The organism is Lentzea flava (genome assembly GCF_014648475.1).
Taxonomy (GTDB): Bacteria; Actinomycetota; Actinomycetes; order Mycobacteriales; family Pseudonocardiaceae; genus Lentzea; species Lentzea flava.
In genome coordinates this window covers 34,921-45,923 of the sequence record NZ_BMRE01000038.1, presented here as the reverse complement: position 1 = coordinate 45,923, position 11,003 = coordinate 34,921, and the positions used below count along the sequence as shown (strand labels likewise).

The 11,003-nt window shown below is 69.0% G+C and carries 11 protein-coding genes; 7 read left to right on the top strand and 4 right to left on the bottom strand.

All coding sequences use genetic code 11. The annotated features are described in order from the left end of the window. Nucleotides 1–10 precede the first annotated feature (10 nt). Entirely contained in the window at nucleotides 11–505 is a 495-nt protein-coding gene (locus tag IEZ09_RS32370) for a VOC family protein (protein WP_229813149.1), read from the top strand. Between the two features lie 63 nt (nucleotides 506–568). Then, nucleotides 569–964 carry a hypothetical protein gene (locus IEZ09_RS32365; RefSeq protein WP_189257602.1) on the top strand — a complete coding sequence of 132 codons (396 nt, stop codon included), beginning with the start codon at nucleotides 569–571 and terminating at the stop codon, nucleotides 962–964. 131 nt (nucleotides 965–1,095) lie between these two features. Here the strand turns inward: IEZ09_RS32365 and IEZ09_RS32360 are convergent, their stop codons facing one another. Continuing rightward, nucleotides 1,096–2,748 (bottom strand): DUF885 domain-containing protein, encoded by a 1,653-nt coding sequence (locus IEZ09_RS32360; protein ID WP_189257601.1) that lies wholly within the window; start codon nucleotides 2,746–2,748, stop codon nucleotides 1,096–1,098. Between the two features lie 106 nt (nucleotides 2,749–2,854). On the opposite strand from IEZ09_RS32360, the gene IEZ09_RS32355 reads away from it, so the two are divergent. Continuing rightward, nucleotides 2,855–3,508, top strand: coding sequence for a DUF3153 domain-containing protein (locus tag IEZ09_RS32355; protein ID WP_189257600.1), 654 nt, complete (start codon nucleotides 2,855–2,857; stop codon nucleotides 3,506–3,508). Here IEZ09_RS32355 and metF read toward each other — a convergent pair. Next, nucleotides 3,505–4,386 (bottom strand): methylenetetrahydrofolate reductase [NAD(P)H], encoded by an 882-nt coding sequence (gene metF / locus IEZ09_RS32350; protein WP_189257599.1) that lies wholly within the window; start codon nucleotides 4,384–4,386, stop codon nucleotides 3,505–3,507. The genes IEZ09_RS32355 and metF overlap by 4 nt on opposite strands. A 104-nt stretch (nucleotides 4,387–4,490) precedes the next feature. On the opposite strand from metF, the gene IEZ09_RS32345 reads away from it, so the two are divergent. The 3 genes from IEZ09_RS32345 (at nucleotide 4,491) to IEZ09_RS32335 (ending at nucleotide 8,049) form a co-directional block, all read left to right on the top strand. Beyond that, a complete protein-coding gene (locus IEZ09_RS32345; protein WP_308202442.1) occupies nucleotides 4,491–5,558 on the top strand; it encodes a polyprenyl synthetase family protein in 1,068 nt (355 codons plus the stop codon). A 104-nt stretch (nucleotides 5,559–5,662) separates the two neighbouring features. Then, nucleotides 5,663–7,177, top strand: a complete 1,515-nt coding sequence (mptB, locus tag IEZ09_RS32340) for a polyprenol phosphomannose-dependent alpha 1,6 mannosyltransferase MptB (protein WP_189257598.1) — start codon at nucleotides 5,663–5,665, stop codon at nucleotides 7,175–7,177. Beyond that, on the top strand, nucleotides 7,174–8,049 hold the full coding sequence (locus IEZ09_RS32335) for a phytoene/squalene synthase family protein (protein ID WP_189257597.1): 876 nt from the start codon (nucleotides 7,174–7,176) through the stop codon (nucleotides 8,047–8,049). Before mptB ends, IEZ09_RS32335 begins: the two co-directional genes overlap by 4 nt. Before the next feature lie 8 nt (nucleotides 8,050–8,057). On the opposite strand, the gene IEZ09_RS32330 is transcribed toward IEZ09_RS32335, so the two are convergent. Both IEZ09_RS32330 and IEZ09_RS32325 read right to left on the bottom strand, forming a co-directional pair. Continuing rightward, a complete protein-coding gene (locus IEZ09_RS32330) occupies nucleotides 8,058–8,456 on the bottom strand; it encodes a hypothetical protein (protein ID WP_189257596.1) in 399 nt (132 codons plus the stop codon). Between the two features lie 69 nt (nucleotides 8,457–8,525). Beyond that, a complete protein-coding gene (locus tag IEZ09_RS32325) occupies nucleotides 8,526–8,891 on the bottom strand; it encodes an Rv2175c family DNA-binding protein (protein WP_253730459.1) in 366 nt (121 codons plus the stop codon). A gap of 77 nt (nucleotides 8,892–8,968) precedes the next feature. Here IEZ09_RS32325 and pknB point away from each other — a divergent pair, with 77 nt between their 5' ends. After that, a complete protein-coding gene (pknB, locus tag IEZ09_RS32320) occupies nucleotides 8,969–10,984 on the top strand; it encodes a Stk1 family PASTA domain-containing Ser/Thr kinase (RefSeq protein WP_189257594.1) in 2,016 nt (671 codons plus the stop codon). Nucleotides 10,985–11,003 lie beyond the last annotated feature (19 nt).

The following is an 11,003-nucleotide window of genomic DNA, read 5'->3' as shown; positions in this document are numbered from 1 at the left end:
CCTCGCACGGGTGGAAATCACGTTCGACGCAGCCGATCCTCCCGCACTGGCCGCGTTCTGGTCCGAGTTCGCCGGTGACGAGATCGAGCTGACGTTCGTGTGGAGCGACGCCCCGAAGATCGAGAAGAACCGGGTGCACCTCGATCTCGCCTCGTCGTCGCCCGAGCACCAGGCGGACATCGTGGCGCGGGCCCTGAAACTCGGCGCCGAGCACGCCGACATCGGCCAGCGCGATGTGCCGTGGGTCGTGTTGCGAGATCCGCAGGGCAACGAGTTCTGCGTCCTGGAGCCGCGGCCCGAGTACACCGGAGCGATCGCGGCCGTCGTCGTCGACTCCCCGGATCCGCTGGCGTCGGCTCAGGCGACCGGGCATCCGGTGGTGCGCAGCGGCGACGGCTGGGCCTCGGTGCGCCCGGAGCCGGGACCGTGGCTGGAGTTCGTGCGGACCAACGACTCGGAGCCGATCACGAACCGCGTCCGCGTCCGGTGGCGCGATCCGTCGTAACGACTGCCGGCGAGCCCGCGACAGGCCGTCCATCCGATCCGCTGCCGCAGGAGGACGTGCCACGTGAGCATCTGGGAGAAGCTGTCGGTCCAGGAGAAGGTCCGGGCAGCGCTCGGGACCGTGACGATCGTCAACGAGTCGGGCCACCACTTCGGCCGCCCCTACATGACCGCGTACCAGCTCGCGATCAAGGTCGATCAGGCGCACCCGGAGATCGCCAAGGAGCTCAAGGTCGAGGTGGGAGGCACCGGCAAGGGGTACAGCCTTGCGCAGTACCTGGCCAACCAGCTGTCGCAGCGCATCAAGAACGGTGGCGACGGCTACGAGATCGAAGGCGCCTTCCTGTCCAACGACGACGTGTGCAGGCTGACCTACACCGGACCGGACGGCGAACCGTTCGACAGCAGCCTCACCAGCACCGGTTTCGACATCTCGATGTTCCGCCTCCGTCACCCCTGACAACGACGCCCAGCACCCGCCCACCAATATCCGATATATCAGTTATGCAAAATACGTTTGCGGACGTCCGCAAACGTATTTTGCATAAGGGTGCGTTGACGCAGGTCAGAGGGCTGCGACGGCCAGGTCGGTCAGAGCGCTGCCAACCGTTCACGCAAGGTGTCGAGGCCCATCGAGCCCATCTCCAGGGCGTCCTTGTGGAAGCGCTTGAGATCGAAGTCGGCGCCCTTGCGGGCCCGAGCGTCCTCGCGGGCGGCGAGCCAGAGGCGCTCGCCGAGCTTGTACGCCGGCGCCTGCCCCGGCCAGCCGAGGTACCGGTCGACCTCGTCGCGGGCGGCCGCAGGCTCCTGCAGCGTCCTCGTCAGCATGAACTCGAGGCCCAGCTCCGGGGTCCAGCGCTCGCCGGGGTGGAAGCCGGTGCCCGCGGGGATCTCCAGTTCCAGGTGCATGCCGATGTCGATGATCACGCGGGCCGCGCGGAACAGGTGCGCGTCGAGCATGCCGAGCAGGTCGCCGTCGTCGTCGAGGTAGCCGAGCTCGCGCATGAGACGTTCCGAGTAGAGCGCCCAGCCCTCGCCGTGGCCGGAGACCCAGCACATCAGGCGCTGGAAGTCGTTGAGCGTCTTCGACTGGTACACCGCCGTCGCGCACTGGAGGTGATGGCCCGGCACGCCCTCGTGGTACACGGTCGAGGTCTCGCGCCAGGTCGGGAACACCGTCTTGCCCTCGGCGATCGACCACCACATGCGGCCGGGGCGCGAGAAGTCGGCGGTCGGCGGCGTGTAGTACGCGCCGACGCCACCGCCGGGCGGCGCGATCCTGCACTCGAGGTTCATCAGCGCGTCCGGCAGGTCGAAGTGCACGTCGCGCAGGTCGAGCAGGGCCTTGTCGGACAGTTCCTGCATCCACGCCTGCAGGCCGTCCTGGCCGTGGACCTGGTAGCGCGGGTGCTCGTCGAGGTAGGCGGCCGTCTCCGCCAGGGTGGCGCCCGGCTTCAACCGTGCCGCGACCTCCTTCATCTCGGCCTCGATGCCGAGGAACTCCTCCCAGCCCCACGCGTAGGCCTCGGCCAGGTCGAGCCGCGAGCCGGTGAAGTAACGCGAACCGAGGCGGTAGCGCTCCTCGCCGACGGCGTCCTTCTCGGGTGCCTGCGGGGCCAGCGTCGTGCGCAGGAAGGAGGCGAACTCGGCGTACGCGGCCGAAGCGGCGGCGGCACCGGCGTCCAGCGACGACCGCAGCGCGCCCTCGGCATTGGACGAGGCGACGAACGAGGTGAAGAACGTCGAAGCCCAGACATCGCACTGTGCGGCGACCTTGGTCACCTGGCGCAGCGCCGAAACGTGGCCACGGGATGCGGCGTGCGAGAGAGAAGCGCGCAGACCTTCCAGGGCGGCGGGCACGGCGGAAAGACGACGCCCGATCGTGGCCCATTGTTCCGGCGTGTCGGTCGGCATCTGGTCGAAGATGTCGCGGATCGACTGGATGGGGCTGGCGATCACGTTCAACGACGACTCGGTCTGGCCGGCCTCGTAGAGCTCGTGCTCGAGACCCGTTCGTTCCAGGAAGACGGCGCGTGCGGCGTCCTCGGAAGCATCCGCGGGGGTGGCGGCGGTGATGTCGGCCAGGGCGCGGACGGCGAGTTCGTCGCGTGCCGCGTGCCCTTCCGGCGAGAAGTCCGTCAGCTGGTCGTCGGATCCCGCGAAGCCGAGGTTGGTGGCTGCGATGGGGTCGAGTGCCACGTAGTCGCTGACGTACTTGTTGCTGATGTCGTGCACGGATGCCATGGCGCGAGACGCTACCTCGCGGCCCTCGACACCAAAAGGTAGTTAGTCAAGCTCACGACCAATGGAGGTACTGCGTCGTTTGGACCGCCCTGGCAGGATGTCCGCCGTGTGTCGATCCCGGGCACTTCTGGTGCCGGTCTTCCTGCTGCTCACCCTGTTCTCGTTGAGCGGTTGCGTTCGTGTGTACGCGGCCATGGCCGTGTCGGACGACGACCGCATCTCGGGTGAGATCGTCGCGGCCACGCCGCCCACGCAGGACAACGACCCCGGTCCCCAGCTGAAGGTGCCACCGGAGCTCGCGAGCCGCGTCACCACCAAGCCGTACCGGGTGGAGTCGTACGCGGGCACGCAGTTGTTCTTCAACGGCCTGTCGTTCGAGGAGATGCGCACGCTCTCCTCGGCCACCAGTTCGTCGAACAGCCGCTACAGCCTCAACTTCCGCCGGTCGGGTGATCTTGTCACGCTCTCGGGCTCGGTCGATCTCACCCAGGTGCCCGTCGAGCGCGCGGACATCCAGGTGAAGGTCAGCTTCCCCGGCAAGATCGTGAACACCAACGGCCGCGAGGAGGAGAACAACACCATCGCGTGGTCTCCGAAACCCGGTCAGGCGTCGATGCTCCAGGCCACCGTGCAGTACGCGGGCGAGGACTCCGACTCGTTCCTCGGCTGGGCGCTGCTCGTCGCCGGGCTCACCGGCGGCGCCGCGCTGATCGTCGTCGTGCTCGCCCTCATCGCGCACAAGCGCAACGTGATGGTCTAGGCGCGAGCCACCAAACCCAAGCGCCCCAGTACTTCCCGCGTCGCCTTCGACCGGTTCATCGTGTAGAAGTGCAGCGCGGGCACGCCCTCGTCGAGCAGCCGCTGACACATCTCCGTCGCGATGTCGATGCCCGTCGCGCGGAATCCTGCCGGGTCGTCGGCGTACGGCTCCAGCCTGCGCGAGATCTCCACCGGCAGGTCGGCCCCGGACAGCTCCACGATCTTGGCCAGGCCGCGCGCCGACAGCATCGGCATGATTCCCGGCAGCATCGCCGCCGAACAGCCAGCCGCCGCCACCCTGTCGCGCAGCCGCAGGAACGGCTCCGGCTCGTGGAACAGCTGCGCCACCGCGTAGTCCGCACCCGCGTTCAGCTTGCGCAGCAGGAACTTCAGGTCGGTGTCGAGGTCGGCCGAGCGCGGATGCCCGTACGGGAACGCCGCCACGCCGACGCAGAAGTCGCCGAGCTCGCGCACCAGCCGCACCAGCTCGTCGGCGTAGTTGAGGCCCTCGGGGTGCGCGACCCACTCGCCCATCGGGTCGCCGGGCGGGTCGCCCCGCAGCGCCAGGACGTTGCGCACGCCGATCGCCGCGTACCAGCCGATCACGTTGCGCAGCTCGGCCACCGAGTGGTCGACGGCCGTCAGGTGCGCGACGGGCAGCAGTGTCGTCTCCTGCGCGATCCGGCCGGTGGCGCGGATCGTGCGGTCCCGTCGTGATCCGCCGGCGCCGTAGGTGATCGACACGAAAGCCGGGTCGAGGCCTTCCAGTTCGCGGACGGCCTTCCAGAGGATCTTCTCGTCCTCGGCGTCCCGCGGCGGCAGGAACTCGACCGAGAACTTGGGAGTGTCTCCCTGCAGCCTTTCCACCACCGACGTCATGGGAACAACATTAGTGGCACTTCCGCTGAGTGAGACTAGAGCCCAGCATGTGGTACACGGGCCCCGACATGCGGGTGGTCCCGGACACAGCGGACCATGGACATGTGTCCCACCACCCCATCGACGTTGCCCTGCCCCAGCACGTCGAAGAAGCGTTGACCACGTACCTGGCCTCCCGGCGCGCGTCCGGTGAGGCGATGGACCGGAGCTTCGCGAGCGCGGTGGATGCGCTCTCGGACTTCGTGCTGGGCGGCGGCAAGCGCATCCGCCCGACCTACGCGTGGTGGGGGTGGCGCGCGGCGGGCGGCGACCCGGACGGTGAGCTCGCGGACGAGGTGCTCACGGCGGTGAGTTCGCTGGAGCTCATCCAGGCGTGTGCCCTGATCCACGACGACCTGATGGACGCCTCGTCGGTGCGCCGGGGCAAGCCGACCGTACACATCGCGTTCGGCGCACGGCACCGCGAGCACGGCTGGCTCGGCTCGTCGGAGCGGTTCGGCATGTCGGCTGCAGTTCTGATCGGCGACATCGCGCTGGCGTGGGCGGACGACATGCTCTTCGCCGCCGGGTTGCCCGCCGAGGTGCTGCGGCGGATGAGCGAGCCGTGGCGGGACATGCGCACCGAGATGCTCGCGGGCCAGTACCTCGACGTGCTGACGCAGGCGCGCGGCGACTCGTCCGCGGACGCGGCGCTGCGCATCGACCGGCTCAAGACCGCCGCGTACACGGTCGAACGGCCGTTGCACATGGGCGCGGCGATGGCGGGCGGCTCGCCGGAGCTGATCGACGGGCTGCGGGCCTTCGGTGCCGACATCGGCGTTGCGTTCCAGTTGCGCGACGACCTGCTCGGCGTGTTCGGCGACCCCGAGGTCACCGGCAAACCCGCTGGTGACGACCTCGCCGAGGGCAAGCGCACGCTGCTCGTGGCGCTGGGCATGCAGTTCGGCGCCGATATATTGGATATCGCTCTGGGCAAGCCGGACCTCGACCTCGAGACCGTCGAGGAGGTGCGCCGCGCACTCGTGAAGGTGGGTGCCGTCGACGCCGTCGAGGAGCGCATCGAGGAGCTGACGAAAAGCGCGCTGGCCGCCCTCGACGCGGCTCCCGTGGCCGAGCCCGCCGCGACGAAGCTCGCCGACCTCGCGATCAGTTCCACGAAGCGGACCTTCTGAAGTCGATCATGCCTCGCGCTTCTGGTTGCTTGATTAACTCCTCGTGACCAGTCTGGGCCGTTGCTTGCTGACGCTTCCACGCGTTGTGCAACGATGTTCGGGCGATGGCAGCAACTCCGTCCCTTCCCCGCACGAGCTCCGAGGTGTCTCCGCTGGAGCCCTCACCTGTCGTGCGCGCGAACACCTACGCCATCCCCATCCGCACGACCATGCTGGGCCTCCTCGGCGTGGCATTGGTCGCGCTCGGCGGCATGGGCGCGGGCGCGATTTTGGAGCGCGATCCGCTGCTCGCCCAGGTCGGGCTGAGCTGGCTGCGCTACGGGCACGGCCGTGACCTCGCGAGCATGGTGCTGTACCTGGGTCTGGGCCTCGTCATCTGGGCGTGGATCCGGCTCGGCAGGCTGGTGCGGTGGGGTGAGATCGGCGACTTCGCGGTGCTGGTCGCGGTGACGGTCTGGACGTTGCCGCTGCTCTTCGCGCCGCCGCTGTTCAGCAAGGACATCTACAGCTACCTCGCGCAGGGCCAGCTCGCGCTGAGCGGCTACGACCCGTACGAGGTCGGGCCCGCCGTGCTGCAGAGCACGCTCAGCGAGAACGTCAGCTGGGTGTGGCAGCACACGCCCGCGCCGTACGGGCCGCTGTTCATCCTCGTGGCCAAGGCGATCGTGTGGCTCACCAACGCCAGCGTGATCCTCGGCGTCGTCGCCATGCGCTTCTCGCTCGCCGGCGGGCTCGTGCTGCTGTGCTGGGCGCTGCCGGGCCTCAGCCGTCACCTGGGTGGCAGGTCGGCGATCGCGCTCTGGCTGGTGGCGGCGAACCCGTTGCTGCTGATCCACCTGGTCGGCGGCGCGCACAACGACCTGCTGATGATCGGCCTGATGGCCGCGGGCGTGCTGCTGGTGCTCGACCGCAGGCACGTGCTGGGCTTCGTGCTGCTCGGCCTCGCGTTCTCGGTGAAGGCGACGGCGGTCGTGATCGTGCCGTTCCTCATCTGGATCTGGGCCGCGCGGCTGGAGGGCGACAAGCGGGCCCAGTTCCGCAAGGCGCTGCTGCCGGGCGCGGCGGCGTTCCTCGGCGCGTTCGTGGCGTGCACGCTGGTCGCCGGCGTGAGCCTCGGCTGGATCCCCGCGCTGCGCAGCTCGTCGATGATCATCAACTGGCTCTCGATCCCGAGCGCGGTCGGCGACTTCGTGCGCATGGTCGTGAACTGGTTCGTCTACGTCGACGGCGGCATCTTCATCGGCGTGGCGCGAGCGCTCGGCTCGGTGGTGCTGATCTGGATCGCGTGGACGCAGTGGTGGGCGGCGCGGGACGGCGACGTCCGCGACAGCATCCGGCGCGGCGCGCTGACGATGCTGGCCGTCGCGCTGCTCTCGCCCGCGACGCTGCCGTGGTACTTCAGCTGGCCGCTGGCGCTCGCCGCCGGATTCCTGTGGACCACGGGCGCGCTGGTGACGGTGTCGCTGGCGTCGGTCTTCCTGCTGCTGGTGACGTACCCCAACGGCGACACGGCGCTGTACTCGTGGGGCTACCTCTTCTTCGCGCTGGTCGTGTCGTGCCTCGCCGCGCGGTCGCTGGTGAAGCCGGACCCGTTCGGCCTGTCCAGCCGCTACGAATGAGCGCCAATACAGTGGATTTGGCGTCCGCGTATGCCGCGTGCCGCCGGGTGAACGCGCGGTACGGCAAGACCTTCTTCCTCGCGACGACACTGCTGCGTCCCGAGCAACGGCCTGCGGTGCACGCGCTGTACGCGTTCGCGCGGTGGGCCGACGAGATCGTCGACGCGGCCGGGGTCGACGACCGCGAAGGCGAGCTCGCTCGCCTTGAGCGACTGCTAGAGAAGGAGCCGTCGAACCCGGTCCTGCACGCGCTGACGGACACGATGCGCCGCTACGACATCGACAGGTCGCTCTTCACGGACTTCCTCGCGTCGATGCGGATGGACCTCCACGTCACCGAGTACGCCGACCTCGACGCGCTCGGCGTGTACATGCACGGCTCCGCGGAGGTCATCGGGCTGCAGATGCTGCCGGTGCTCGGCACCGTCGTGCCCCGCGCGGAGGCCGAGCCGTACGCCGCCCGGCTCGGGGTGGCGTTCCAGCTGACGAACTTCCTGCGCGACGTCGGCGAGGACCTCGACCGCGGCCGCGTGTACCTGCCGCAGGACGTCCTCGGCGCGCACGGCGTCGACCGCGACCTTTTGCAATGGTGTCGTTTGCGTCGTCGCGCAAACGACCGGGTGCAAAGCGCTCTTGACGACCTCGTCGCCCGCACGCATGCGATATATCAGTCGGCCGAGCCGGGCATCGAGATGCTGTCGCCGGCGTCGCGGCCCTGCATTCGGACGGCGTTCACGCTGTATCGCGACATCCTCGGCCTCGTCGGCTGCGAGGTGCTGTGGCGGAGGGTCGCTGTGCCGAACTCACGACGTCTCGCGGTGGCAGTGCCCGGCGCGGGCCGGGCACTGCTCGCACGTGCGATGACCAGATGAGCCCGGCTTTAGATCACGACGACGCCGACGATGTTCGACGTCGAGGAGGCGTACACGCTGGTGCCGGGGAAGTAGAGGCGCAGATCAGCGGACGCGTCGATCGTGAGCTTCGCGGTGAACGTCGAGTTCGGCGTGCAGGACCGGGTGTAGATGTTGGTCCACGTCGACGCACCGACCTTGATCTGGGCGAACACGTCGAGGCCGAGGGTGAGCTGACGCTCGCCGGCAGCGCCGAGCTTGCCCTTGATCTGGAGCTGGTTGCCCTTCTTGAGCTTGACCTTGGCGCCACCCGCGTCGAGTTCCAGCGTGGTGGGCTTGGCGTGCACGGCCGGCGCGGCACTGGCGACGACCGGCGAGAGAAGCAGCCCGACAGCCGTGAGGCCGGCGAGCACAGTCTTGGTGATCATGCGCACCAGTTCAGGGGTTCCGGGCGTCTCTCGCCTGGGGAGACGCCCGGAACCGCCACATCGTGTGAACTAGAAGCCCATGGCTTGCGCGCGTCGCTTTACCTCACGCCCACGGTCTCCGCGCAATGCTTCGATCGGAGTGCCAGGGAGGCTCGCGTCCTCCGTGAAGAGCCAGCGCAGAATCTCGTCCGTGGAGAAGCCCTGGTCGCGCAGCACCGTGATGGTGCCGGGCAGACCCTTCACCACGCCTCCGGCGGCGAGGAACGCTTCGGGGACGACGAGAACGCCGTCACGCCGCTCGGCGAGCAGTTGCCCGTCGCGCAGCAGTTGGTGGACCCGGGTGACCGGAAGTCCCATTCGGTCGGCCACCTCGGGGAGAGGAAGAACCTCCAGGTCGGCAGCCAGTACATCCGCAGCGGCAGGAATCGCACTCACGGGGGTCACGATGCCATAACCGAACTGTGAACGCCCTTCCGCCAACCGGGTCATCCTGAGCTTTACCATCTCGCACTGTGGAGAGGTCGGTTTCGAACGTGATGGGTGGACTGCTCGAGCAGCGCTACCGGGTGGACTCCGTGCTCGCGCGCGGCGGCATGTCCACCGTCTATCGAGGTCGCGACACCCGCCTCGATCGAGATGTCGCCATCAAGGTGATGGATCCGCACCTGACGGCGGACCCGGCCTTCGTCGCGCGCTTCGAGCGCGAGGCACGCGCGGCGGCCCAGTTGCATCACCCGGCCGTGGTGTCCGTGCACGACCAGGGCGTCGACGGTGACCAGGTGTACCTGGTGATGGAGCTGATCGACGGCGGAAACCTCCGTGACCTGCTGAACCAGCGCGGTAAGCTGCCTCCCGCCGTTGCGTTGAGCGTTCTCGGCCCGGTGTTGTCGGCGTTGGGCGCCGCGCACCGCGCAGGGCTCGTGCACCGCGACGTGAAGCCGGAGAACGTGCTGATCGGGCCGGGCGGCCAGGTCAAGGTGGCGGACTTCGGACTGGCCCGCGCGATCGCCGAGAACGGCGTCACGAGCGACAGCGAGATCCTCGGCACCGTCGCCTATCTCTCGCCCGAACAGGTGGAGACCGGCGCCGCGGACGCGCGCAGTGACGTCTATTCGGCCGGAATCGTGCTCTACGAGATGCTGGCCGGGCAGGCGCCCTATCGCGGCGACACGGCCATCTCAGTGGCCTACCAGCACGTGAACTCGGACGTCCCGTCCATCCCTGACGTCCCCCTGGCGCTCGACACGCTGGTGCGCAAGGCGACGCGGCGCGACCCGTCGCTGCGGCCGCCGAACGCGGACGCGTTCCTCGCCGAGCTCGAGCGCGTGGGCGCGGAGGTCGGCCTGACGCCGCAGCCGGTGCCCGTTCCCGGTTCGGCGCCCGAGAACGACAAGACGATGGTGATGCGGCCGGTGCCGGTCGCGGTCGGCGCCACTCCCCCGTCGATCGCGGAGGCGACCCGGCCGGTGCATCCCGTGCAGTCGGCGATGACGACCATCAACACGGGCCCGCCGACGCCCCCACCGGGTATGTCGGCCACGCGCACGATGGCGCGCCCGGAGCAGCCCCGCCGTCGTCCGCCCCAGACCCGCGCGAAGAAGCCGAAGGTCGACCCGGTCGAGGAAGAGCGCAAGCGCCGCAAGAAGCTCTTCATCATCTGGGGGTCCGTGGTCGCCGTGCTGGCGTTGATCGTCGGCCTGTTCGCCTGGTACCTCGGCGCGGGCCGCTGGACGGCCGTTCCCGCGGTGGTGGGGCAGTCCGAGGCGAACGCTGCGCAGCTGATGAAGGCGGCGGACCTCACCGGCCTGGTCGACAAGGTGCCGTCCGACGACGTGCCGAACGGTCAGGTCATCAGCACCGACCCGCCCGCGGGCACGGAGCTGCGCAAGAGCCAGTCCGTGAAGATCGTCGTGTCGCGCGGCAAGCCCCTGGTGCCGTTCGTCAACGTCGGCGTCGACGTCGAGGCCGCGACGAAGGAGATCGAGGCGGCGGGCCTGAAGGCGGTCAAGGACGCCACGAAGGACGCGTTCCACGACAGCGTGCCGATCGGCAAGGTCGTCGCACTGGACCCGCGTCCCGGCACGGCACTCAAGATCAACAGTCCGGTGACCCTGGTGCTCAGCAAGGGCCCTGCCCCGCGCAGGCCGGTGCCGAACGTCACGGGCAAGTCGAAGGACGACGCGTTCGCCGAGCTGCAGCGCGCCGGTCTGGAGCCGGTCGAGGCGAGCGGTGAGGACGCCGCGGACGGCGACGAGGCGCGCGTGGTGCGGACGGATCCGCCCGCGGGGACGGTGCTGGAGGGCACGGCGAACAAGCGCGTCACCGTGTTCTTCCAGAGCAACAAGGAGGTCGAGGTCCCCGAGGTGACCCGGCAGAAGGTGCGCGAGGCCAAGGAGGAGCTCGAGAAGCTCGGCCTGAAGGTGCGGGTCGAGTTCAACAGGAGCAACAACGCGACCGTCGTGAACCAGTCGATCCCGCCGGGCACGCGTGTGCGGCGCGGTACGGAGATCACGATCGTCGGCCTCTGACCAGAACAGAGCGAAGGGC